The following is a 22,765-nucleotide window of genomic DNA, read 5'->3' as shown; positions in this document are numbered from 1 at the left end:
GGAGCGGCGGCGGATTGCGAACGGGCCATGATATGGCCCGCTCCTCTGCGCGGCCTGTCGCATCACCCCTTCAGGATCCGGCTGACCATTTCATGGGTGTCCCGGCTCAGCCCGTCAGTGGCCAGAATGCGCTCCAGCTCGGCCCGGACCAGCGCCTGACGCGCGCTGTCGTAGCGCGTCCAGGTCTGGAAGGCAGCACACATCCGTGCGGTGGTCTGCGGGTTCAGCGGGTCCAGCGCGATGAGGTTCTGCGCCAGCAGGGAATAGCCTGCACCGCTGTCGTGGTGAAAGCCTGCGTGATGGCCGGCAAGCGCGCCCATGACGGCGCGGAACCGGTTGGGGTTCTTCATGCTGAACAGCGGGTGCTGGGTCAGCTCTGCGGCCGTGCGAGCGGCGGCGTCTGGCGCGGCGCAGGCCACTTGCAGGGCAAACCATTTGTCCATCACCAGACGGTCGTCCTGCCATTGATCAAAGAAGGCCTGGCTCTGGTCCGCGCCTTTCTCCGCCTTCATCAGGCTTGCCAGTGCGGCATATTGCTGGGTCATGTTGTCGGCGGTCTGATACTGGCGCGCAGCCTGATCGCCACCGTCGAGACGGGTCAGCAGCGCCAGAATACGGCCGTTCAGCGCCCGCAGGCCCGCGCCATGGGCGTCGGGCTGATAGGGGCCATCGACAGTGGTGGCGGCATAGAGCCGGGGCAGGCTGGTTTCCAGCTGCTGCGCCAGGGTCTGGGTGAAGGTCTCCGCCGCGTCGTAGATTCTCTGCGGGTCGGGCGTGACCCCACGATCGTGCAGGGTCTGGGCGATTTCCGACTGGCTGGGGGGAGACAGAACCAGCGCGCGGAAGGCGGGGTCCAGCGCATCGTCGCGCACCAGTTTGACCAGCGCATCAAGATAGGCCGTATCGGGGGCGATGCCATCGGTCACCATGGCGACGCGGGTTTCTGTCGCGAGGAGATTGCCGGCCTCCCAGCGGTTGAAGGGATCAGTGTCGTGGGCCAGCAGGAAGGCGCGCTCTGTGTTGGTGGTCTCGCGCTCCAGGATCACCGGGGCCGAAAACTCCCGCAGGATGGAGGGCACCGGTTTCGAGGCGAGGCCGTCAAAGGTGAAGCTCTGTCTGGCTTCGGTCAGCTCCAGCACTTCGGTGCCGCGCAGGTCGTCGCCGTTGGGGGACAACAGGCCCACCGCGATCGGAATGACCCGCGGCGCCTTGTTCTGCTGGCCGGGTGTCGGCGGCGTCGATTGCTCAAATGTCAGGGTATAGGTGCCGTCGGCGTAATCCTCGGACACTTTTACCCGCGGCGTGCCTGCCTCGCTGTACCACAGCTTGAATTGGGTCAGGTCGCGGCCGGTTGCGTCCTCGAACACCTTCAGCCAATCCTCGATGGTGCAGGCCTGCCCGTCGTGGCGCTCGAAATAGAGCTTCAGCGCCTTGTAGTAGTTTTCATCGCCGACCAGCCGCTTCAGCATGCCGATTACCTCGGCGCCTTTTTCATAGACGGTGGCAGTGTAGAAGTTGTTGATTTCCTGGAACTGTTCCGGGCGCGGCGGATGGGCGAGGGGGCCGCCGTCTTCCGGGAACTGGCGGGCGCGCAGGGCGATGACGTCTTCGATCCGCTTCACCGGCTCCGATCGCATGTCGGCGGTGAACTGGGCGTCGCGATAGACGGTCAGCCCTTCCTTGAGGCAGAGCTGGAACCAGTCGCGGCAGGTGATGCGGTTGCCGGTCCAGTTGTGGAAATACTCATGCGCGATGATCGCCTCGATCCGTTCGAAATTGGCATCCGTGGAGGTTTCGGGTGATGCCAGAACGCAGGAGGAGTTGAAGATATTCAGCCCCTTGTTCTCCATCGCACCCATGTTGAAGTCGTCAACCGCGACGATGTTGAACAGATCGAGGTCATATTCGAGGCCATAGACGTCCTCGTCCCATTTCATCGACTTCTTCAGCGCCTCCATGCCAAAGGCGCATTTGCCCTCATCCCCCGGACGGACCCAGATGTTCAGCTCGACATCCTTGCCGGATTTGGTGGTGAAGCGGTCGGGGTGGTTCACCAGATCGCCGGCCACCAGCGCAAAGAGATAGGCCGGTTTGGGCCAGGGGTCATGCCATTCGGCCCAACCCTCGCCTGCGCCCACCGGGTTGCCGTTCGACAGCATCACCGGCGCGTCGCCTTCAATCCGGACCGAGAACGTCGACATCACGTCCGGGCGGTCCGGGTAGTAGGTGATCTTGCGGAACCCTTCGGCCTCGCATTGGGTGCAATACATGCCGCTGGACATATAAAGCCCTTCCAGCGCGGTATTGGCGGCGGGGTCGATTTCCACCTCGGCCTCCCAGACGAAGGGAGTATCGGGGGTGGCGCAGGTCAGCCCGCCGTCGATCAGCTCGGGTGTCACCGGCGCGCCGTCGATTTTGGCCGAGATCAGCTTCAGCGCTTCGCCATGCAGGAAGAACCGGGGATCGGCGGCCTCGGCTTTGGGCGAAAACCGGATCTTGCTCAGAACGCGGGTGGCATTCGGCGAGAGTTGAAACGTCAGCTCGACCTTCTCCACCTCAAATCCGAAGGGTTTGTAATCCTTTAGATAAATCGTCTCCGGTGCGGTGGCGGGCGCGGCATCTTTCATGGTTTTTTCCTGTTCCATGGAACCCGGATGGGTCCGTCAGCGTATCTATACCAAGACTATGTACCAGCGGCTGCGGCCCCGCGCCAGCAACCGCGCAAACTTGTAGACAAAGGAGCGGCCCATGTCGGCACCTGACACCAATGTTGAACGCGAAGAGAAACTGCACAAACCGGCCCTGTTGGGCATTCGGGGCGTCGTTGTTGCGGTGCTTTTGATGTTCGCCGTCTTCCTGTTGTGGGTTTTCAACAAAGGTGGCGAGCAGGACGTGGTCGAAGCACCGCAGACCGCCGCCGAAGTGCAGGCGACCATCGCCGGTGACTGACCCTGTATGACAATCTGATATTCCTCCCCGACTTGCCCGGTAGCTCGCTACCGGGCTTTTTCTGTTTGGAGAGTGTCGCTAGTCTGAGAGACGGTCAGCGCTGTCGGGCATCTGTAGAGATTATTTGAAGCAGTTTCGCATGAATTGGTAAACTAATATTACCGCCGACGTTGATGATACGGAACTATTGGTGTATCGGGGGCAGTAATACGCCCAGTTAACAGGAGGATGGCCCCATGAGCGGGATGCAGGAACGTCATGATATGCAGGTGGCTGACACGCTGGTGTCCTTCATCGAGGACAAGGCGCTGCCCGGCACCGGTGTCACGACAGATGCCTTCTGGGGTGGTCTGGATGGTCTAGTCAACGGCATGGGTGACGAAAATCGCGCATTGCTGGCCAAACGCGCCGATCTTCAGGGACAGATTGATGCCTGGCATATCGCGCGCCGGGGCCAGGCCCATGACGCGGCGGCCTATGAGGCGTTTTTGCGCGAGATCGGCTACCTGCTGCCCGAAGGGGATGATTTCGAGATCGAGACGCAGAATGTTGACGATGAAATCGCCAATGTTCCGGGGCCGCAGCTGGTGGTGCCGATCACCAACGCGCGATTTGCCCTGAATGCGGCCAATGCGCGCTGGGGCAGCCTGTATGATGCGCTTTATGGCACCGATGCCATGGGCGACCTGCCGGAGGGCAAAGGCTATGATGCCGGGCGGGGCGCGCGGGTGATCGCATGGGGGCGTGGGTTCCTCGATCAGACCTTCCCGCTTGCTGACGGGTCGTGGTCGGACTGCACTGGCCTGTCGGTTGAGGATGGCGCGCTGGTGCCTGCGCTCAAGGATGGGACGCAGTTTGCAGGCTATGACGGCGCCGCCGCCACGCCGGGCAAGATCCTGCTAAAAAACAACGGGCTGCATGCAGTGATCGTGGTCGATGCCGAGGGCAATATCGGCAAGGGCGATCAGGCGGGGATCAACGATATCATCCTGGAATCCGCGCTGTCGACCATCATGGATTGCGAAGACTCCGTTGCCTGCGTGGACAGTGAGGACAAGGTCACGGCCTATTCCAACTGGCTGGGCCTGATGAAGCGTGACCTTTCCGAGGAGGTGAGTAAGGGCGGGACCACCTTTACCCGCGTACTGAATGACGATCTGTCCTTCACCGCGCCGGATGGGTCCGACCTGCGGCTGAAGGGGCGCTCGCTGCTGCTGGTGCGCAACGTCGGCCATCTGATGACCAATCCAGCGGTTCTGGACAGCGAAGGCCGTGAGGCGGGCGAAGGCTTCATGGATGCGATGATCACCGTGCTCTGCGCCATGCACGACCTCCAGGCGGAGGGCGGCAATTCGCTGCATGGTTCGGTCTATGTGGTGAAGCCGAAGATGCACGGGCCCGAGGAAGTCGCCTTTACCAACCGGATCTTTGACCATGTCGAAGACGCGCTGGGCCTGCCGCGCCACACGGTCAAGATTGGTATCATGGATGAGGAACGCCGCACCTCGGTGAACCTCAAGGCATGTATACGCGCGGCCAAGCATCGTGTGGCCTTTATCAACACCGGCTTCCTGGATCGGACCGGCGATGAGATCCACACCTCGATGGAAGCAGGCCCGATGCTACGCAAGGGCGAGATGAAATCGACCCCCTGGATTGCCTCCTACGAGGATCGCAATGTCGATATCGGTCTGACCTGCGGTCTGAAGGGTCGGGCGCAGATCGGCAAGGGGATGTGGGCGATGCCGGATCGCATGGGCGAGATGCTGGAGGCCAAGATCGGCCACCCGAAATCCGGCGCGACCTGTGCTTGGGTGCCGTCGCCGACGGCGGCGACCCTGCACGCCACCCATTACCACCATGTTGATGTCCACGCGGTGCAGGACAGCCTGAAGGCAGCCGGTGCGCGCGGAACCCTTGCGGATCTGCTCACCATTCCGGTGATGGATGGTCAGAACCTTTCGGACGCCGATATCGCGCAAGAGATCGAGAACAACGCGCAGGGCATCCTGGGCTATGTGGTGCGCTGGGTTGATCAGGGCGTCGGCTGCTCCAAGGTGCCCGATATCCACGACGTCGGGCTGATGGAAGATCGGGCGACCTGTCGGATTTCCAGCCAGGCGCTGGCCAACTGGCTGCATCATGGCGTGGTGGACGAGGCGCAGGTCATGGCCGCAATGCAGAAAATGGCGGCGGTTGTGGACCAGCAGAATGCGGGTGATCCGAGCTATACGCCGATGGCACCCGGATTTGACGGGGTTGCCTTTCAGGCGGCCTGCGATCTGGTGTTCCGCGGTCGCGTTCAGCCCTCCGGCTATACCGAGCCGGTGCTGCACGCCCGCCGCCTGGAGCTGAAGGCGCAGGGCTGAGAAAAACGACTGGGGTCGGGCGGTCTGCCCGGCCCCTTTTTTATGTGCACATCAAGGACAATAGACATGACCCTCACTCTGGATCAGGCCCGCAGCATCATCGAACATACCCGCGCCAAGGGGCGGGAGATGGCGCTGAAACCGCTCTCTGTCGTCGTCTTGGACGCGGGCGGACATGTGCTTGCCTTTGAACGCGAGGACGGCGCCGCGCCCGGCCGCTTTGCCATCGCCCATGGCAAGGCCTATGGCGCGGTGATGCTGGGCATGGCTGGCACTGCGCAGATGGCGCGCGCTGAACAGCAGGTCTATTTCATGGCGGCCGTGAACGGTGTCTACGGCGGGCAGGTCGTACCGGTCCCCGGTGGCGTATTGCTGCGCAGTGATGCAGGTGCGGTGATCGGGGCTGTGGGGGTCACCGGCGATACCTCCGACAATGACGCCGAGGCGGCGATGGCCGGGATCCGCGCCACCGGGCTGACCGGGGAAGCGTGAGCCGGGGCGCCCGCTGACGAGCTGGCAGACGATCGCGATCTGCCGAAAGCTGCGGCGGAGATACAGCTTTTTACGGCAAAGCGGCAGGTTGCGCCCCATAGGGGAATTGCAACCCGCCGCGGCAGGGCTGTAGGATTGCGGTGATCCGGAGATGCTGTCCGAGGATGGACAGAAGGGCCGGCGCCCAAACCGCTGAGGACAGAATGACACGCCCCAAAGTCGGCATTATTGGCAATTCCTATCTCATCAATGATGAATACCCCGCCCATGCCGGGGGGACGATGAACTCCGAGGCGGTGGCCGAGGTTGCAGGCTGTATGCCACTGCTTATTCCGTCGGATCCCCGGTTTCTGACGGTGGAGGAGCTGCTGGAGAGCTTTGATGGCTTTCTATTGACCGGCGGGCGGCCGAATGTGCACCCGCATGAATACGGCGAGGCCGAGACGGATGCCCATGGCGCCTTTGACCGGGCGCGTGATGCCATCACCCTGCCGCTGGTGCGCGCCTGCGTCGAGCGGGGGCAGCCGTTTCTTGGCATCTGTCGTGGCTTTCAGGAGGTGAATGTGGCCATGGGTGGCACGCTTTACCCGGAAATCCGCGATCTGCCGGGACGGATGAACCACCGGATGCCCCCCGACGGGACACTGGAAGAGAAATTCGCCATGCGCCACATCGTTGAGCTGAGTGAAGGCGGCGTTTTCCATCGTCTGTTCGGTGCGGCGGAGGTGATGACCAATTCGCTGCATGGGCAGGGGATCAAGGTGCCGGGCAAGCGGATCGTCATCGACGGAACCGCCCCTGACAGCACACCCGAGGCGATCTATGTGAAAGACGCTCCCGGTTTTACCCTTGCGGTGCAATGGCATCCAGAGTGGGACGCCGCGAATGACCCGGTGTCGCGGCCTTTGTTCACCGCCTTTGGTGACGCGGTGCGCGCCTGGGCGGAGGGTGCGGGCAGACCAACCCAACGGAAATCGGCCTGAGGCACGACATCGGCCTGAGGCATCCGGTCTTTGACTACCCGTAGACACCTCAATCGGCACCGCCTTTAGGGCGGTGCCGTTGGTCTTTCAGACCAGCAGATCAAACTCATGTATCAGCGGCAGCTGACGGGCGCGTTTGCCGGTCAGATCGAAGATCGCATTGGCCAGCGCCGGGGCCGCCGGGGGCGTGCCGGGTTCCCCGGCGCCGCCCATGCGGGGTTGGTTTTCCAGCAGCGCGACCTGCACCTCGGGCATTGTGTGCATGCGCAGGGCGTCATAGTCGGGGAAATTCTGCTGCTGGACCGCGCCACCGTCAAAGGTGATCTCGCCAAAGCAGGCCGCAGACAGACCGTAGACCATGCCGCCAAACATCTGCGCGCGGGTGTTCTGCGGGTCGATGACACGGCCCAGATCTGCGGCGATCCAGGCTTTGGTCATGCGAATCTGCCCGTCCTGGTCGGCGACCTCGATGACCTGCGCCACCGGCGTGCCGAAACTATAGGCAAGCGCCACACCCCGGCCGATGCCATCGGCTGTCTTGCCGGTCCAGCCGGACATGTCGCGCACGGTTTCCAGCACCTTGGCAGCAGGCTCCCACTCGGCGCGGGCCAGCTCCAGCCGGAATTCCAGCGGATCGCGCCCGGCGGCATGGGCCATTTCGTCGATGATACAATCGGAGAAGAAGCCGTTGAAGGAGGCCCCCACCGAGCGCCAGAAGCCGACGGGAATCATCGGTTTGGCCAGATAGCCTTCGACGCGGAAATTGGGGATGGCGAGCGGCTGGTTGAAGGCGGTATCCACATGCCCCTTGTCCGGGCCGGACATTGGCAGGCCGAGCATCCGGCCAGCGCCTTCGACGGTGGTCGATTGCGCGGCGATTTTGCCGTGGACCATCACCGCCTTGCCGTCCTTTACCGCGGCGCGGTAGCGGGCGATGGCGCCTGGGCGGTAGAAGTCATGGGTCATGTCTTCCTCGCGGCTCCATGTCAGCTGCACCGGGGTGTCGGGCATCTGCAATGCGATCTGAACGGCGCGGTCGGTATAATCGGTTTCAATCCGCCGCCCAAATCCGCCGCCGAGGTAGGTTGTATTGACCTCAACCGCCTCGGCATCGAGCCCGGCAAGCGCTGCGGTGTTTTTCTGCACCACGGTGGGCCCCTGATTGGGCGCCCAGATTTGCAGCGCATCCCCGGTGTAAAGCGCGGTCGCGTTCATCGGCTCCATCGTGGCATGGGCCAGATAGGGCAGGCGATATTCCGCTTCGATCACGGTTGCGCCCTCTGGCAGCTCGTCGACATCGCCGTCATCGCGCAGGGTCGAGTTGGGGGCAGTGTCAAAACTGCGGGCGATCTCGTCAAAAATCGCGCCGGTTGTCTCGGGGTAGGGGGCTGCCTCCCACGTTACGTCAATGGCATCCACGGCCTGCTGCGCGAGCCAGGTGTTGCTGGCAACCACCGCGACAGCATCGCCAAGATCCAGTACCTTTTCCACACCGGCCATGCCTTCGGCTGCGCTGGCGTCAAAGGCGGTCTTGCCCACGCCGAAATGCGGGCTTTGTTTGATGGCGGCGAATTTCATGCCCGGCAGGCGGACGTCGACGCCGAATTCTGCGGTGCCGGTGGATTTGGCAACCATGTCGATGCGGGGCACATCCTTGCCGATCAGGCGCCAGCTCGACGCCGGGCGCAGATCCGCCTCGACAGGGTCAAGGGCGGCGGCTGCAACGGCAAGGCTGCCATAGGGCAGGCGGGTGCCATCCGGCGCGATGACATGACCATCTTCGGTGGCGAGCTGATCGCGTCCGACTGCCAGCTGCTCCGCAGCGGCCTGTTTCAGGGTCTCGCGGGCGCTGGCGCCCGCATGGCGCATCCGCTCAAAGCCGTCGCGCATGGAAGAGGAGCCGCCGGTGACCTGAAGATCAAGGAACTTGGCCATGTGACCGACGATTTCGCCCAGTGAATGCTGCAGAGGCGAGCTGTCATAGCCCCGTCCGGGCAGCGCCTCTGACATCATGGCGCTGTTGTAATAGGCCTTGGCGGCGGGGCCGTGCAGGACCGTGACCTTGGCCGGATCCACGTCCAGCTCTTCGGCGATCAGACTGGCCCAGGCGGATTTGACGCCCTGTCCCATCTCCGCCCGGGGCGCAATCAGAGTGACGCCGGATTGATCCACAAACACAAAAGGGTTGAGCACCGCGCGACCATCCTTCTGGTCGAGCGGGTTGGGAGCGGGCTGGTGGTACTTATAGGTGCCAAAGGCGACGCCACCTACGATGGCAGCAGAGCCGATGAGAAAGCTGCGGCGGGCGATTTTCCTGATGCTGGCCATGGCTCAGACCTCCTTCATCATTTTGGCGGCGTCATGGATGGCGGCGCGGATTCGGGGGTAGGTGCCACAGCGGCAGAGGTTGCCCTGCATCGCCTCTTCGATATCGGCATCCGAGGGGGCGGGGTTTTCCGCCAGCAGGCTTGCGGCCTGCATGATCTGGCCGGACTGGCAGTAGCCACATTGCGCGACTTGATTGGCGACCCAGGCTATTTGCACGGCGGCCATGGCGTCGGGTGTGCCGATCCCCTCGATGGTGGTGACCTCACCCCAGACATCGGACAGCGCCACCTGGCAGGAGCGCACGGCCTCGCCGTCAATATGCACGGTGCAGGCGCCACAGGCCGCGACGCCACAGCCGAATTTGGTGCCGGTCAGGCCGACTTCATCGCGCAGCACCCAAAGAAGCGGCACGTCGTCAGGCAGGTCAATCTGATGGGATTTCCCGTTGATGCGAAGGCTGGTGGACATTGGGTGTCCTTTCTGTGCTGGCTGCGTGACTTTGTGACAAAATGGTGCATATGTGTCAGTGTGTCAATTGACAAATTTGGTATCGAATGTCAGAACTGCGCTATGGACATGCAGCAGATCGACCCCAAACAGCGCAACATTCTGGAATCCGCCTGGGAAGCCTTTGCGACCTATGGGTTTCGCAAGACTTCAATGGATGACATTGCCAAGCGGGCGGGGATGTCTCGCCCTGCGGTCTATCTGCATTTCAAGAACAAGGAAGCCATCCTGAAGGCGCTGATTGATGCCTATTACGCCGAGACAGTGCGAGCGGTTCACGCAGCGCTGACCGCAGACGGGGATCTTCAGTCGAAGGTTCTGAACGCATTCGACGCGCAGGGCGGCCCGGCTATAGAGGCTATGCTGAGCACGCCCCACGGGATGGAAACGCTGGAAGCCAGCATGAACGCCGCCGGCGATCACATTGAGGCCGGCGAATGCCTGATGCGCGGGGTTTATGCGGATTGGCTAAAGGATATGGCTGCTGCGGGACTGGTGCGGTTGGCCGGCACGCCGCAGGATGTGGCGCGCAGCTTTTGCAGTGCCATGAAGGGCGTCAAACATACCTCGGCAGATTATGCCGCCTACCGCTCGGGCGTTCGCCAACTGGCGCTGTTGTTTGCGGCTGCGCTGTCGCCGCGCTGACTGGAGCAGGTTGACTGAGGGCAGGTCCAAATGGGGCAGCCTTGGGGGGGCGGGCAGGGCTGGCCTGCCGCCGATCCCATCTGGCGTCAGAGCGTGGTGCGCAGGTGCCAGAGCTCGGGGAACAGCTCCACCTCCAGCATCCGTTTCAGATAGCTGACGCCACCGGTGCCGCCGGTGCCGCGTTTGAAGCCGATGACCCGTTCCACCGTGGTGACATGGTTGAAACGCCAGCGGCGGAAATAATCCTCAAAATCCACCAGTTTCTCGGCCAGCTCGTAGAGATCCCAATGCGCTTTGGTATTGCGGTAGACCTCGGTCCAGGCCGCCTCAACCGCCGGATTGGGGCTATAGGTTTCGGAGAGGTCACGGTTCAGCACCTCTTCGGGCAGCTCAAACCGCTTGGACAGGGCGCGCAGGGCAACATCATAGAGCGAGGGCTGGCGCAGTTCTTCTTCCAGAAGCGCCAGAATGTCGGGGCGGTGGGCGTGCGGGCGCAGCATCGCCTTGTTGCGGTTGCCGAGCATGAATTCGATCTGGCGATACTGATGCGACTGAAAGCCGGAACTCTGTCCCAGTTCATCGCGAAAGGCAGAATAATCCGAGGGTGTCATGGTGCGCAGCACATCCCAGGCAGAGTTCAGCTGTTCGAAGATCCGCGCAACGCGGGCCAGCATCTTGAACGCCTCATGCGGTTTTTCCGCCAGCAGGCGCGCGCGCGCGGCGGTCAGCTCGTGAATGGCGAGGCGCATCCAAAGCTCTGAGGTCTGATGCTGGATGATGAACAGCATCTCGTCATGGGTGTTGGTCCAGGTCTTCTGCGCGGTCAGCAGCGTGTCGAGCGACAGGTAGTCGCCATAGGACATGCGCCCGTCAAACGACATCTGCGCGCCTTCCTTGGCGGGATCATAGGGGGTGGACATGGAAAGGCTCCTTGGTGTTCCGGTAGTGTATCAGATTGCGGGAACGGGGGCCTTTCTTGCGTTGAGCGTACCGCATTGGGCCAGTCGTCGCCACAGGGCGATCCAGCCCGCTGGTCGGCAGAGTGGCAGGTGATATGCGGGCAGGCTCGCCATCAGGTGACTGCGTTGCGGGTTTTGTATTCCGGGCGATCCCAGAGCGCGTTTGTCATCACGTCCTCGATGATATCAACAGCGGCCCTGACGTCGCCTTCGTCAATGTAGAGCGGGGTGAAGCCGAAGCGCATGATATCCGGCGCGCGGAAGTCTCCCACCACCCCACGGGCGATGAGCGCCTGCATGGCGGCATAACCTTCATGGAAGCGGAAGGACACCTGGCTGCCACGGGCGTTGCCGTCGCGCGGCGACGCAAGAGTGAGATCGGGGCAGCGGGATTCCACCTCGGCAATGAACAGATCGCAAAGTTCGATGGATCTGGCGCGCACATCGGCCATATCGGCCATGTCCCAGATATCCATCGAGGCCTCGAGTGCGGCCAGCTGTAACACCGGCGGCGTGCCGACGCGCATCCGTTCGATCCCGCTGCCGGGTTTGTAATTCAGGTCGAATTCAAACGGCGCGGCGTGACCCAGCCAGCCGGAGAGCGCCGGGCGGGCCGTGTCGGCATGGCGCGGCGCCACATAGATGAACGCTGGACCACCGGGGCCGCTATTGAGGTATTTATAGGTACATCCTACGGCGAAATCGGCCTTGCAGCCTGCCAGATCGACCGGCAGCGCACCTGCGGAATGGGCCAGATCCCAGACCGTCACGACACCGGCAGCATGGGCCTGTTCGGTTAGCGCCTTCATATCGTGCTTGCGACCGCTGCGGTAATCGACTTCGGTCAGCATCAGCACGGCAATGTCGTCGGTGATATGGGCGCTGACCTCTTCCGGTGCGACCACGCGAAGCGAATAGTCCGGGCCAAGCGATTTCACCAGACCTTCGACCATATAGAGATCGGAAGGGAAGTTGCCGCTGTCAGACAGGACCACCTTGCGCGATGGGTTCAGCTCCAGTGCCGAGGCGACGGCCTGATAGACCTTGATCGACAGGGTGTCACCCATCACCACATGGCCGGGTTCTGCGCCGATCAGCCGGGCAATCCGGTCGCCGATGGCGGTTGGTTTCTGCATCCACCCGGCCCTGTTCCAGCCGGTGATCAGCATCTCGCCCCATTCGTCCTCGATCGTGCTGCGCACCCGTTCGGCGGTTGCACGCGGCATCGGACCCAGAGAATTGCCATCGAGGTAGATCATCCCTTCGGGCAGGGAAAACATAGCCTTGGTTGCGGCGAAATCGGTCATCTGAACCTCGTGATCATGGGCGGCCTGACGGACGGAGTGGTTTATTTTAGGCTTAAAGCTTCTCGAGTGCTACCGCATCGGATCTGTCCTGTCCAGAGATTAGCGGCTGGTGGGATCCAGCTGCGGTTCCGGAATGCCCAGTTCAGTTCGTTTTCGTTTCGACAGACCGGCGGTCACCAGACTGTACGACAGGCTGATCTGCTCTTTCAGCTCGGCATCGGTCAGGCCGGGATCTTTGAAATGTTGCAGCCACTTCATTCCGCGCGAGGCCAGATAGGGCGCCGGGCGGACGCCCGGTCGCTCCTGCAAAACCTCAAAGGCGATCTCGCCCGTCTTGAAGGTAAAGGCGTCCTTGCCCTCGGCCCAGCCGCAGATGGCAAAGACCTTGCCTCCTGCCTTCCACACATCGGCATCGCCCCATTGGACGACATGCGATGTAGCGGGGAAGCTGGCGCAGAAGGCGTTGAACTCCTCGCGGGTCATCAGGTCTGCCCACCTGCGATTTCGATGGTTTGCCCGTTGATAGACTGAGAGCCGGGACCACAGAGCCACAGCAGCGCGGCGGCAACCTCATCCGGTTGGATCAGCCGCTTGTGCCGGTTCGCAGAGACCATGATCTTCAGCGCCTGTTCTTCGCTCACTCCGGCGCGCTGAGAGATCGAGGTGACGTTGCGGTCGATGATCGGCGTATCGACATAGCCCGGGCAGAGCGCGTTGAAGGTATAGGGCGTGCCCAGATAATCCTCGCTCAGCGATCGGGTCAGGCCGATCAGCCCGTGTTTGCTGGCCGAATAGCAGGGCGCGCCCTGCAGCCCGCGCAGGCCTGCGATGGAGGATACGGTGATGACACGGCCCCAGTCGGTCTGGCGCATGGATTTCATAGATTCGCGGATCGTCAGAAAAGCGCCGTCGAGGTTGGTTGCCATCATGTTGCGCCAGAAGTCCATCGACATCTTGTGCAGGGCCTTGCCCTCGGCGATGCCTGCATTGGGGACGCAGATCTGCACCGGACCGCGAGCTGCGGTGGCGGCGTCAATTTTTGCGATCACGTCCTGTTCGTCGCGCACATCCATGGCGAGCGGATGCAGCCCGTCGGTTGCGACCTCCTCCAGCACCTCCTGCCGACGGCCGGTGATCGTCACCGCAGCCCCCTCGGCGGCCAGCGCCTTGGCCATCGCCAGACCAATGCCGGTGCCACCGCCGGTGATCAATGCGTGTTTTCCCTTGAGTGTCATGGTGTTGCTCCGCTGTTGTTCGTAACTGTTGGGGCCATGCGGGTGATCCCCACATGCAACCCGGATCTTCATATGAGCCTAACCGCCGCAGGGAGGCTGGCAAGATCTCCGTTCCGTCACTTTATCAACCGGCACGGGCACAACGCTTGTGGCGGCGGGTCTCGGAGAAACGGTTTACAGAAATATTCCAATGTGTGAATGTCACGGCATGTGGCGACGAACCGCCACCAAGGCTGACGGAGGATCCCATGAAAGCTCTTGTCTGTGGCGTGGCAACCGCGCTGATGTTGCCTCTATGCGGGCTGGCCAGCGAAGATATCGCGGATCAATACCCGCAGTCCGAGCTTTACTCAAAGCCGGTGGAGGTGATCCCGCATGTGTTTTCGGCCATTGGAGCCACCGCGCCGCCAACCTATGAAAATGCCGGCCATAACAATAACCTGAGCTTCGTTGTGACCGAGGCGGGTGTTGTGGTGATCAATGCGGGGGCGTCTGATGCGCTGGCTGCCGCGCTCCATGCCGAGATCAAGGCGGTGACCGATCAGCCGGTGGTTCTGGTGATCAATGAAAACGGGCAGGGCCATGCGATGCTGGGCAACGGCTATTGGCGCGATCGGGGCGTTGACGTTCTGGCGCATGTAGATGCCACGGCCGAGGTGACGCAGAACGGTCATTTTATCCTTCAGGGGATGCAAGGCTACAATAAGGACAGGGCCGGGGACACGCGGGTGGAGCCTGCGAACCTGAGTTTTGAAGATCGTTACGATCTGTCGCTTGGCGGGGTCGACTTTCAGGTCCTGCATCTTGGTCCAGCCCATGATCCGGGTGACACGCAGGTCTGGATTCCGCAGTGGGGGATGCTGATCGCAGGCGATATTGCCTTTCACGAGCGGATGTTGCCGATTTTTGAACATACCTGCACCAGCTGCTGGATCGAGACCTGGCAGGACAAGCTGGAACCGCTGGCGCCCACCTATGTGATCCCCGGCCATGGTCATCCGACCAACCTGGATCAGGTCCGGCGCTACACGCTGGAGTATCTGCTCGATCTGCGCAGCAAGATTGGCGCCCATATCGAGGAGGGCGGCGATCTGGCCTCGGCCTATTACGTGGATCAGGCCCGCTGGCAGCAGCTCGATACTTTTGAGGAACTGGCGACCAAGAATGCCGGGCGTGTCTATGAGGAGATGGAGTGGGAATAGCGCGCCCACCCGGTGATCTGCGCCCATCGTGATCCTTGCGACAAGAACTGTGAGCGGTAGCAGAACTCAGCATGCCGATCAGTTGCGGCAGGCATGCAAAAGTATACGTGGTCATTCGCAACAATATATGCAGGATCATGCCGCAAACGGAACGGATTCGCCGTTTCACGACCATTTTGGGCAATCTGTCCTTATCCTTCGGAAGTCATCTCCGAAGGCTGGACGTTCTGGCCACATGAGGGAAAACTGCCGCTGATGCGCATCAAGACCGACAAGGATCACCTGGAGTGCCGTCTGCAATGAAATGGATTGACGTGCCTCCTGTGTGGTTGCTGGGGTTTGCAGTGCTGGCCTGGTGTCAGGCACGTTTCCTGCCTATGGGGCTCGAATTGTCGCATGGCGTGATCGGCGCCGTCGTCGGGCTGGTCAGCGGCCTCTTGATCGGAGCGGGAGTCATTCTGATGCTGCTCGCGGTGATGGAAATGCGGCGTCATAGGACGACGCTGCATCCACACGGGCAGCCAAGCCAGCTGGTTCAATCGGGTATTTTCAAACGCAGCCGCAATCCGATCTACCTAGGTGATTGCCTGCTGCTGCTCGGACTGATCCTGCGGTTTGACGCGGTGCTGTCGCTGATACTGCTGCCGGTCTTTGTCTGGGTGTTGGAACGCCGTTTCATCCTGCCCGAGGAAAACCGGTTGCGGCGGCAGTTCAGGGCGCAGTGGGGGCGCTACGAAAAAGACACAGGACGATGGCTGTGACGGATTTGCGGCACCGCAGCAAAGTGTTGCGGCGACGCAGCGAAACTGTTGCGCAAAAATATTGCGCAATGTAGTCAAAATATTTGCGATCCGTGCTCAGTCAGTCTGATGCGGACACAAAGAGGGGGACCGACAAGGTGAAAATAGGCACACCAAAAGAAGTGTTTGACGGCGAGGCGCGGGTTGCGATGACCCCGGACTCCGCGGTTCAACTGCAAAAGCTGGGGTACGACTGCGCGATTGAAAGCGGTGCCGGGGCAGCGGCAGGTTTTTCTGACGCCACCTACGAGGCTGTCGGCGTCGAGATCATCAAGACACCGGCCGCATTGTGGAAAGCCTGCGATATCGTTGCCAAGGTGCGTCAGCCCACCGAAGCGGAGCTGAAGCGGATGACAGCGGGCAAGACGCTGATCTCCTTCTTCAATCCCGGCGGCAATAGCGAAGGTCTGGAACTCGCCAAATCCAAGGGCGCCAATGTGATCGCCATGGAAATGGTGCCACGTATCAGCCGTGCCCAGAAAATGGACGCGCTGTCGTCGATGGCCAATATCGCAGGTTACCGCGCCGTCATTGAGGCCGGGAATAACTTTGGCCGGTTCTTCACCGGTCAGATCACAGCTGCGGGCAAGGTTCCTCCGGCCAAGGTTCTGGTGGTTGGTGCAGGGGTTGCAGGCCTTGCGGCGATTGGCGCCTCTACCAGCCTGGGTGCGGTGACCTACGCCTTTGACGTGCGCCCCGAAGTGGCGGAGCAGGTCGAAAGCATGGGGGCCGAATTCGTCTATCTGGATTTCGAGGAAGACCAGCAGGATGGCGCGGCAACCGGCGGCTATGCTGCGGTCTCCAGCCCGGAGTTCCGTGAAGCGCAGCTCGCGAAGTTCCGCGAACTGGCTCCCGATGTCGATATCGTCATCACCACCGCGCTGATCCCCAACCGCGAGGCTCCCAAGCTGTGGCTTGAGGATATGGTCGCCGCGATGAAGCCGGGTTCGGTGATCGTTGACCTTGCAGCCGAAAAGGGCGGCAACGTCGAAGGCACGGTGATGGACGAGAAAGTGGTAACCGAGAATGGCGTGACCATCATCGGCTATACCGATTTCCCGAGCCGGATGGCCGCGCAGGCCTCGACGCTTTATGCCACCAACATCCGCCATATGATGACTGACCTGACGCCCGAGAAGGACGGTCAGATCAATCACAACATGGAAGACGACGTAATCCGCGGCGCCACGGTGACCTTTGAGAAGGAAATCACCTTCCCGCCGCCACCGCCCAAGGTGCAGGCCATCGCGGCCCAGCCGAAGAAAGAGGTGAGGGAACTGACGCCCGAAGAGAAGCGGGCGCAGGAGGTCGAAGCCTTCAAGCAGCAGACCAAGAACCAGGTCACCCTGCTGGCTGTGGGCGGTGCCTTGGTGCTGTTTGTGGGGCTGTTTGCCCCCGCGAGCTTCATGCAGCATTTCATCGTGTTTGCACTGGCCTGTTTCGTGGGCTTCCAGGTGATCTGGGGCGTTGCCCATTCGCTGCATACGCCGCTGATGGCTGTCACCAATGCGATTTCCTCGATCATCATCCTTGGCGCGTTGATGCAGATCGGATCCGGGTCGTTCCTGGTGATCTTCCTTGCGGCGCTGTCGGTGTTCATGGCCGGGATCAATATCTTCGGCGGGTTCCTCGTCACGCGGCGCATGCTTGCCATGTTCCAGAAATCTTAAGGAGGCCGGGAGTATGGACTTTGGCTTTACAACTGCCGCCTATGTGGTTGCGGCTGTTCTCTTCATCTTGTCGCTGGGCGGCCTGAGCGGTCAGGAAAGTGCGAAACGCGCGGTCTGGTACGGCATTGCGGGTATGGCGCTGGCGGTTCTGGCAACCCTGATTGGTCCCGGTGCCGGTCTTTGGCTGTTGTCGATCGTCCTGATCGCCGCAGGCGGTATCATCGGCTACTACGTCGCCAAACGCGTGCAGATGACCGAAATGCCGCAGCTGGTGGCGGCGATGCACTCGCTGGTGGGTCTGGCTGCGGTGTTCGTGGGCTTCATCGCCCATATCGAGCTGGGCCGCGTTCTGGCGATGGATGATACTGCGAAAAAGGCGCTCGAAGGCTTTGGTGCGCTTCTGGCCAAGAAAGACGGTGTCGAGATCGCGATCCTGCGGGTGGAACTCTTCCTCGGTGTCTTCATCGGTGCCGTGACCTTCACCGGGTCGGTGATTGCCTACGGCAAGCTGGCAGGCAAAGTGTCCTCGGCGGCGACCAAGCTGCCCGGCGGCCATATGCTGAACGCCGGTGCTGCGGGTCTCTCGCTGATCTGTCTGATCTGGTATTTTAACACTGGCGGTTTCTTCCCGCTGTTCCTGATGACCCTGGCAGCGCTGTTCATCGGCTACCACCTGATCATGGGAATCGGCGGCGCGGATATGCCCGTGGTTGTCTCTATGCTGAACAGCTACTCCGGCTGGGCCGCGGCGGCGATTGGCTTTTCGCTCGGCAACGATCTGTTGATCGTGGTTGGTGCGCTTGTGGGCTCCTCCGGTGCGATCCTCAGCTACATCATGTGTAAGGCGATGAACCGGTCCTTCATCTCGGTGATTCTGGGCGGCTTTGGCGGCACGGCTGGTCCGGCGATGGAAATCGACGGCGAGCAGATCGCGATTGATGCCGATGGTGTGGCCGCTGCCCTGGATGAGGCCGACAGTGTCGTCATCATCCCCGGCTACGGTATGGCAGTGGCGCAGGCCCAGCAGAATGTGGCTGAGCTGACCCGCCGTCTGCGTGCCAAGGGCAAGAACGTCCGCTTTGCGATCCATCCGGTTGCAGGTCGTTTGCCGGGCCATATGAACGTGCTCCTCGCCGAGGCGAAAGTGCCCTACGATATCGTGCTGGAAATGGACGAGATCAACGAGGACTTCCCGGACACGGATGTGGCGATCGTCATTGGCTCCAACGACATTGTGAACCCAGCGGCACAGGAAGACCCGAACTCGCCCATCGCCGGTATGCCGGTGCTGGAATGCTGGAAGGCGAAACAGGTGTTCGTCTCCAAGCGCGGGCAGGGTACGGGCTACTCGGGCATCGAGAACCCGCTGTTCTTCAAGGAGAATACCCGCATGTTCTATGGCGATGCCAAGGCCAGCCTGGATAAACTGCTGACCATGATCAGCTGATTGTTCGGCGTATCGCTGCACATACCGAAAGAGCGCTCCTGCCGGGGCGCTCTTTTTTCGTGATCCTGTGGTATCATTCGCCAGCCGAGGAGGATGATATGGAAAAGGCCCAAGGCATAGGTGGCGTGTTTTTCCGCGCCAAAGACCCCGAAGCGCTGAGCCGGTGGTACAATGACCATCTGGGGATTGACCCCGTCGGCGGAACCCCCTGGATGCAGGGCGGCGGCTATACCGTCTTTGCTCCATTTGCCGAGGATACCGATTATTTCGGAGATACCAGCAAACAGTGGATGATCAATTTCCGGGTGACGGATCTGGCCGCGATGATCGCCCAGCTCACTGCCGCCGGTATCGCTGTTGAGACCCGGCCGGAGTGGGACGGCGAGATTGGCTATTTCGCGCGGTTGCATGACCCGGAGGGCAATCCGATAGAACTCTGGCAGCCGATCGGACGCGCCGCAGATACCGCTTGAGCTGGAGTGTACTCCAACCGCTAGGGTGTCCCGACTCACCCATGAGGGGTGGGCAGCAAGAGAGATGTGCATGAAGATTTCAGAGGTGGCGATGGCCACGGGGCTGAGCGTGGATACCCTGCGCTTTTACGAGAAGATCGGGTTGATTGATCCGCCGGCGCGGGATGCCGCCGGGCGGCGGGTTTATGATCGCGAAATCCTCGGCTGGATCCGCTTTCTGGGGCAGCTGAACGCCACCGGAATGAAACAGGCGGATCGGGTCCGCTATGCCCGGTTGCGGGCGCGGGGGCGCGAAACCCTGGCCGAACGCCGCGCAATGCTGGAGGCCCACCGCGAGGTGATCCGCCAGCAGCTGGAGCAGCTTCATGACACGCTTGCCCTGATGGATCGCAAGGTTGCGATCTACCACGAGCTGGAGAAGGAAAGCTCAGATGTCTGACGCAGTGACCAAGGGCCGCAATCTGTTGGCCGAATTGAATCCGGAGTTGGAGAATATCCTGGCAGAGCGCTATGACGCCCATCTGCCCGGAATGTCGGAGAGCCTGGTGGAATGGGCCTATGGGCGCCACTACGCACGCGCGGGGCTGGACCTGCGGACACGGCAGCTCTGTACGGTTGCGGCGTTGACTGCGCTTGGCGGTCAGACCGCGCCGCAGCTCAAGGTGAATATCGCCAACACCCTCGCCGCAGGGGCAAGTGAAGGCGAGATTCTGGAGGTCATCTGGCAGATGGCGGTCTATGGCGGCATGCCTGCGGCCATCAATGGTTTGAATGCGGCGATTGAGGTGTTCGAGGCGGCATAATGTCGGCAAGAGCTGAGGGCTGCCTCATAATTGTATACGGTTGTATCCAGTTAAGGTATTGAAAAAACGTAATTCTTTACAGGTTGCTCCACCTCGGCTAACCTGTGGTCTGCTGCTCAGGGAGACCATAGATGCCGCCGATCCAAGACCACCCGCTGCGCTACCAGCTGGCCAATGAGCTGCACGCCCGCCCGTTCCCGACGATGAGCAACCCCTCGACGGTGATCTACCTGGCGATCAAGCAGCCACAGGAGGCCGTGCATCGGGATCGCAGCCGGGACCTTGCGCATCTGGTCGATCTCTTGGACCGTCACGGTGTCGCCCACCCGACGCCGGGGGCGACCCATCATTCGGTGCAGCTGGGCCGCCATACGCTCAAATGGGAACAGCATACTGAATTTGTGTCCTACACCCTGTATTTCGACGGTATCAGCGCCCGCCCGTATGATCCTGCGGATTTTGATGTCTTCCCGTCGGACTGGCTGGCGGAGGCTCCGGGTCAGCGCATCACTTCGATCATGCTGCGGGTCTTGCCGCGTGGCGAAACCTCTGACGTTCGGGCGGCTCTGACCGATTGGTTCGTGCCGGAAAGCCTCGCCGTGGCCCGAGTGCTGGACGACAGCTGCGTGGTGGCGGGGGATTTCCGCATTGATCCGGCTGGGCATATGCGGTTTGCGGTTTTCCCGAACCGGGAAACCGGCGCCCAGCGGATCGGCCGGGTGGTGCAGCGCCTTTGCGAGATTGAGACCTATCGGGCGATGTCGATGCTCGGGTTTTCGCGGGCGCGCGGGCTGAGTCCGACGATTGGCGCGCTCGACACCCATCTGAGCGAGATGATGGCCGAGATGACCGGGGATCGTATGCCGGCGGAACAGACCCTTGCGCAGCTGCTCACGGTCTCGGCTGAGCTGGAGGCGATGGCGGCGCAGGCAGCGTTCCGCTTTGGTGCGACAGGGGCCTATGATGCGCTGGTCAACCAACGGATCGCCCTGCTGCGCGAGACCCGGTTTGAAGGGTATCAGACCTTTGCCGAGTTCATGCTGCGCCGATTTGAACCGGCGATGCGCACGGTGAAGTCAACCGAAGGGCGGCTCGCTACGCTGGCAGACCGGGCGCGTCGCGCCGGGGAGCTGCTGCGAACCCGTGTCGATGTGGAACGCAGTGCCCAGAACCAGGCCCTTCTGGAAAGCATGGACCGCCGCGCCGATATGGCGCTGCGGCTGCAACATACGGTGGAAGGGCTGTCAGTGGTGGCGATCAGCTATTACGCTGTGTCGCTGGCGTCTTATGCGCTCTATCCCCTCGCGGCGGTGCTGGACCTCAGCAAGGGGATGATGACGGCAGCACTTACTCTGCCGGTTGTGCTGCTGGTCTGGCTCGCGGTGCGGCAGATCCGGAAGCGGCTGCATTGAGCAGGGCGTCTGCCGCCAAACCGCCTGCGCCAATCGACAGCAGTGCCAGAACAGCCGCTAGGCTGAGGGTTGGGATACCGGCGAGACCGGCCCCGACTGTGCAGCCGCCAGCCAGTACACCGCCAATCCCCATCAGCACCGCCCCAGTGAGGTAGCGGCCGGTCTGTCGCGGGCTATCAAAGCTCTGCCACTGGAAGCGACCGCTCAGCAGGGCGGCGACCAGCGCGCCAATCAGCACACCGCCCACCAGCCCGGTCCCGAAGCCCGCAGGCACGGCGCTGGACGCCAGCGTGTAGAATAGTGTTTCCGCCGAAGGCGCGGTGAAGGAGAGGCTCTCCATGGCGATGGGGTCAAATTCATCATACAGCACATAGCCGGTGCCGACCCAGGCCAGCGGCACCAGCGCGCCGATGGCGGCCCCCCCGGCCAGCATCAGAGGATGATTGCCCGAGCGCAGAGCGATGACAAGAGCGGCCGCAACGATCAGCCCGGCGCCCGTCAGCGCGCCGCCGGGCAGTGCGGTGAGAGAGGCGAAATCCCCAATCGGCACCGTGATGCCGCCGATCCAGCTGCGCAGCGGTGCCAGCACGCCTTTGAGCGTGGCGTGGGCGACAATTGCAAAGGTCACGATCACAACCAGCGCCCGCAGGTTGCCGCTGCCGGTCAGAACCATCAGGCGCGAGACGCAGCCACGGGTCAGCACCATGCCGACCCCGAACATAAGGCCGCCCAGTACCACCGCAGCAATCGGCAGATCCGCGACCATCAGGCGGTGCTCGGCAAAGCTGATCCAGCCCTGCGCCACGGCGGCCTGCGTGCCCAGAACAGCAACGGCCAGCGCCATTGTCCAGACGCCTGCGGCCTGACGGCGATCCGCGCCGACAACAGCGCGGCGGAAACAGAAGCGGGTCAATTGCGCCAGCCCGCCTAACAGGACACCGACAGAGAGTGCAAACAGTACCGAAACCGCCCGCGCGGTGGTGTCTTCAAAGCCAAGTGTCTCGAACATATGCGGCCTCCATTGCTGCGAGCGGATTCGTCGCGTTTGGAATATTTTCCCGAAATGGCCGGTTTCTCTGATCTGAGCAACCCTATGGCACCAAGCTGGCGCGGCATCCGGCAGAATGATGTTCTCTGCCAGGTGTCCTTCGCAGGCTATGTGTCCCAGCCCTGCCGCTGCGGGC

Annotated in this window: 21 protein-coding genes; 13 read left to right on the top strand and 8 right to left on the bottom strand. The window is 61.9% G+C overall.

Annotated features, from left to right (window positions below):
- Positions 1-62: 62 nt before the first annotated feature.
- On the bottom strand, positions 63-2,627 hold the full coding sequence (gene pepN / locus VWY60_RS10445) for an aminopeptidase N (protein ID WP_416540423.1): 2,565 nt from the start codon (positions 2,625-2,627) through the stop codon (positions 63-65).
- 121 nt (positions 2,628-2,748) lie between these two features.
- Here pepN and VWY60_RS10440 point away from each other — a divergent pair, with 121 nt between their 5' ends.
- From VWY60_RS10440 to VWY60_RS10425, 4 genes are all read left to right on the top strand, one after another.
- Complete coding sequence (locus VWY60_RS10440; protein ID WP_340545069.1) at positions 2,749-2,949, top strand: hypothetical protein; 201 nt, start codon at positions 2,749-2,751, stop codon at positions 2,947-2,949.
- Between the two features lie 236 nt (positions 2,950-3,185).
- On the top strand, positions 3,186-5,318 hold the full coding sequence (locus tag VWY60_RS10435; protein ID WP_416540422.1) for a malate synthase G: 2,133 nt from the start codon (positions 3,186-3,188) through the stop codon (positions 5,316-5,318).
- 66 nt (positions 5,319-5,384) lie between these two features.
- Positions 5,385-5,810 carry a GlcG/HbpS family heme-binding protein gene (locus tag VWY60_RS10430; RefSeq protein WP_416540421.1) on the top strand — a complete coding sequence of 142 codons (426 nt, stop codon included), beginning with the start codon at positions 5,385-5,387 and terminating at the stop codon, positions 5,808-5,810.
- 203 nt (positions 5,811-6,013) lie between these two features.
- Entirely contained in the window at positions 6,014-6,793 is a 780-nt protein-coding gene (locus VWY60_RS10425) for a gamma-glutamyl-gamma-aminobutyrate hydrolase family protein (RefSeq protein WP_340545072.1), read from the top strand.
- An 87-nt stretch (positions 6,794-6,880) separates the two neighbouring features.
- Here the strand turns inward: VWY60_RS10425 and VWY60_RS10420 are convergent, their stop codons facing one another.
- Together VWY60_RS10420 and VWY60_RS10415 are read right to left on the bottom strand one after the other, a co-directional pair.
- Positions 6,881-9,121 (bottom strand): molybdopterin cofactor-binding domain-containing protein, encoded by a 2,241-nt coding sequence (locus VWY60_RS10420; protein ID WP_416540420.1) that lies wholly within the window; start codon positions 9,119-9,121, stop codon positions 6,881-6,883.
- A gap of 3 nt (positions 9,122-9,124) precedes the next feature.
- Positions 9,125-9,589, bottom strand: a complete 465-nt coding sequence (locus tag VWY60_RS10415) for a (2Fe-2S)-binding protein (RefSeq protein ID WP_416540419.1) — start codon at positions 9,587-9,589, stop codon at positions 9,125-9,127.
- 102 nt (positions 9,590-9,691) lie between these two features.
- Here VWY60_RS10415 and VWY60_RS10410 point away from each other — a divergent pair, with 102 nt between their 5' ends.
- Complete coding sequence (locus VWY60_RS10410; RefSeq protein ID WP_416540418.1) at positions 9,692-10,273, top strand: TetR/AcrR family transcriptional regulator; 582 nt, start codon at positions 9,692-9,694, stop codon at positions 10,271-10,273.
- A gap of 86 nt (positions 10,274-10,359) precedes the next feature.
- Here the strand turns inward: VWY60_RS10410 and kynA are convergent, their stop codons facing one another.
- The 4 genes from kynA to VWY60_RS10390 form a co-directional block, all read right to left on the bottom strand.
- Complete coding sequence (gene kynA / locus VWY60_RS10405; protein ID WP_416540417.1) at positions 10,360-11,193, bottom strand: tryptophan 2,3-dioxygenase; 834 nt, start codon at positions 11,191-11,193, stop codon at positions 10,360-10,362.
- 152 nt (positions 11,194-11,345) lie between these two features.
- Positions 11,346-12,539, bottom strand: coding sequence for a kynureninase (gene kynU / locus VWY60_RS10400; protein ID WP_416540416.1), 1,194 nt, complete (start codon positions 12,537-12,539; stop codon positions 11,346-11,348).
- Positions 12,540-12,638: 99 nt separating this feature from the next.
- Positions 12,639-13,022: an MmcQ/YjbR family DNA-binding protein gene (locus tag VWY60_RS10395; RefSeq protein WP_416540415.1), complete on the bottom strand. Its 384-nt coding sequence runs from the start codon at positions 13,020-13,022 to the stop codon at positions 12,639-12,641.
- Entirely contained in the window at positions 13,022-13,774 is a 753-nt protein-coding gene (locus VWY60_RS10390) for an SDR family NAD(P)-dependent oxidoreductase (protein ID WP_416540414.1), read from the bottom strand. Before VWY60_RS10390 ends, VWY60_RS10395 begins: the two co-directional genes overlap by 1 nt.
- 248 nt (positions 13,775-14,022) lie before the next feature.
- Here VWY60_RS10390 and VWY60_RS10385 point away from each other — a divergent pair, with 248 nt between their 5' ends.
- The 8 genes from VWY60_RS10385 (at position 14,023) to VWY60_RS10350 (ending at position 21,581) form a co-directional block, all read left to right on the top strand.
- A complete protein-coding gene (locus VWY60_RS10385; protein WP_416540413.1) occupies positions 14,023-14,976 on the top strand; it encodes an MBL fold metallo-hydrolase in 954 nt (317 codons plus the stop codon).
- Between the two features lie 299 nt (positions 14,977-15,275).
- A complete protein-coding gene (locus VWY60_RS10380; protein ID WP_340545081.1) occupies positions 15,276-15,737 on the top strand; it encodes a methyltransferase family protein in 462 nt (153 codons plus the stop codon).
- 137 nt (positions 15,738-15,874) lie between these two features.
- Positions 15,875-17,446 (top strand): Re/Si-specific NAD(P)(+) transhydrogenase subunit alpha, encoded by a 1,572-nt coding sequence (locus VWY60_RS10375; protein ID WP_416540412.1) that lies wholly within the window; start codon positions 15,875-15,877, stop codon positions 17,444-17,446.
- 13 nt (positions 17,447-17,459) lie between these two features.
- The gene (locus VWY60_RS10370) at positions 17,460-18,893 is read left to right on the top strand and encodes an NAD(P)(+) transhydrogenase (Re/Si-specific) subunit beta (RefSeq protein ID WP_416539218.1); all 1,434 of its coding nucleotides are present in this window, start codon (positions 17,460-17,462) and stop codon (positions 18,891-18,893) included.
- Positions 18,894-18,991: 98 nt separating this feature from the next.
- The gene (locus VWY60_RS10365) at positions 18,992-19,366 is read left to right on the top strand and encodes a VOC family protein (RefSeq protein ID WP_416536785.1); all 375 of its coding nucleotides are present in this window, start codon (positions 18,992-18,994) and stop codon (positions 19,364-19,366) included.
- 70 nt (positions 19,367-19,436) lie between these two features.
- The gene (locus VWY60_RS10360) at positions 19,437-19,805 is read left to right on the top strand and encodes a MerR family transcriptional regulator (RefSeq protein WP_416540411.1); all 369 of its coding nucleotides are present in this window, start codon (positions 19,437-19,439) and stop codon (positions 19,803-19,805) included.
- Entirely contained in the window at positions 19,798-20,169 is a 372-nt protein-coding gene (locus VWY60_RS10355; RefSeq protein ID WP_416539221.1) for a carboxymuconolactone decarboxylase family protein, read from the top strand. The genes VWY60_RS10360 and VWY60_RS10355 overlap by 8 nt, the downstream gene beginning before the upstream one ends.
- Positions 20,170-20,300: 131 nt before the next feature.
- Positions 20,301-21,581 carry a DUF3422 family protein gene (locus tag VWY60_RS10350; RefSeq protein WP_340545087.1) on the top strand — a complete coding sequence of 427 codons (1,281 nt, stop codon included), beginning with the start codon at positions 20,301-20,303 and terminating at the stop codon, positions 21,579-21,581.
- Here the strand turns inward: VWY60_RS10350 and VWY60_RS10345 are convergent.
- Positions 21,517-22,590: a YeeE/YedE family protein gene (locus VWY60_RS10345; protein ID WP_416540410.1), complete on the bottom strand. Its 1,074-nt coding sequence runs from the start codon at positions 22,588-22,590 to the stop codon at positions 21,517-21,519. The two genes, VWY60_RS10350 and VWY60_RS10345, sit on opposite strands and share 65 nt — an antisense overlap.
- Between the last annotated feature and the right edge of the window lie 175 nt (positions 22,591-22,765).

This window comes from Phaeobacter sp. JH20_26, assembly GCF_048056275.1.
GTDB lineage: Bacteria > Pseudomonadota > Alphaproteobacteria > Rhodobacterales > Rhodobacteraceae > Phaeobacter > Phaeobacter bryozoorum.
Note: the sequence above shows the minus strand (reverse complement) of the source record. Positions and strands in the feature narration are given on the sequence as shown.

Coding starts and splice junctions, on each gene's coding strand:
- pepN (WP_416540423.1), bottom strand. CDS start 2,627: ATGAAAGATGCCGCGCCCGCCACCGCACCGGAGACGATTTATCTAAAG.
- VWY60_RS10440 (WP_340545069.1), top strand. CDS start 2,749: ATGTCGGCACCTGACACCAATGTTGAACGCGAAGAGAAACTGCACAAA.
- VWY60_RS10435 (WP_416540422.1), top strand. CDS start 3,186: ATGAGCGGGATGCAGGAACGTCATGATATGCAGGTGGCTGACACGCTG.
- VWY60_RS10430 (WP_416540421.1), top strand. CDS start 5,385: ATGACCCTCACTCTGGATCAGGCCCGCAGCATCATCGAACATACCCGC.
- VWY60_RS10425 (WP_340545072.1), top strand. CDS start 6,014: ATGACACGCCCCAAAGTCGGCATTATTGGCAATTCCTATCTCATCAAT.
- VWY60_RS10420 (WP_416540420.1), bottom strand. CDS start 9,121: ATGGCCAGCATCAGGAAAATCGCCCGCCGCAGCTTTCTCATCGGCTCT.
- VWY60_RS10415 (WP_416540419.1), bottom strand. CDS start 9,589: ATGTCCACCAGCCTTCGCATCAACGGGAAATCCCATCAGATTGACCTG.
- VWY60_RS10410 (WP_416540418.1), top strand. CDS start 9,692: ATGGACATGCAGCAGATCGACCCCAAACAGCGCAACATTCTGGAATCC.
- kynA (WP_416540417.1), bottom strand. CDS start 11,193: ATGTCCACCCCCTATGATCCCGCCAAGGAAGGCGCGCAGATGTCGTTT.
- kynU (WP_416540416.1), bottom strand. CDS start 12,539: ATGACCGATTTCGCCGCAACCAAGGCTATGTTTTCCCTGCCCGAAGGG.
- VWY60_RS10395 (WP_416540415.1), bottom strand. CDS start 13,022: ATGACCCGCGAGGAGTTCAACGCCTTCTGCGCCAGCTTCCCCGCTACA.
- VWY60_RS10390 (WP_416540414.1), bottom strand. CDS start 13,774: ATGACACTCAAGGGAAAACACGCATTGATCACCGGCGGTGGCACCGGC.
- VWY60_RS10385 (WP_416540413.1), top strand. CDS start 14,023: ATGAAAGCTCTTGTCTGTGGCGTGGCAACCGCGCTGATGTTGCCTCTA.
- VWY60_RS10380 (WP_340545081.1), top strand. CDS start 15,276: ATGAAATGGATTGACGTGCCTCCTGTGTGGTTGCTGGGGTTTGCAGTG.
- VWY60_RS10370 (WP_416539218.1), top strand. CDS start 17,460: ATGGACTTTGGCTTTACAACTGCCGCCTATGTGGTTGCGGCTGTTCTC.
- VWY60_RS10365 (WP_416536785.1), top strand. CDS start 18,992: ATGGAAAAGGCCCAAGGCATAGGTGGCGTGTTTTTCCGCGCCAAAGAC.
- VWY60_RS10360 (WP_416540411.1), top strand. CDS start 19,437: ATGAAGATTTCAGAGGTGGCGATGGCCACGGGGCTGAGCGTGGATACC.
- VWY60_RS10355 (WP_416539221.1), top strand. CDS start 19,798: ATGTCTGACGCAGTGACCAAGGGCCGCAATCTGTTGGCCGAATTGAAT.
- VWY60_RS10350 (WP_340545087.1), top strand. CDS start 20,301: ATGCCGCCGATCCAAGACCACCCGCTGCGCTACCAGCTGGCCAATGAG.
- VWY60_RS10345 (WP_416540410.1), bottom strand. CDS start 22,590: ATGTTCGAGACACTTGGCTTTGAAGACACCACCGCGCGGGCGGTTTCG.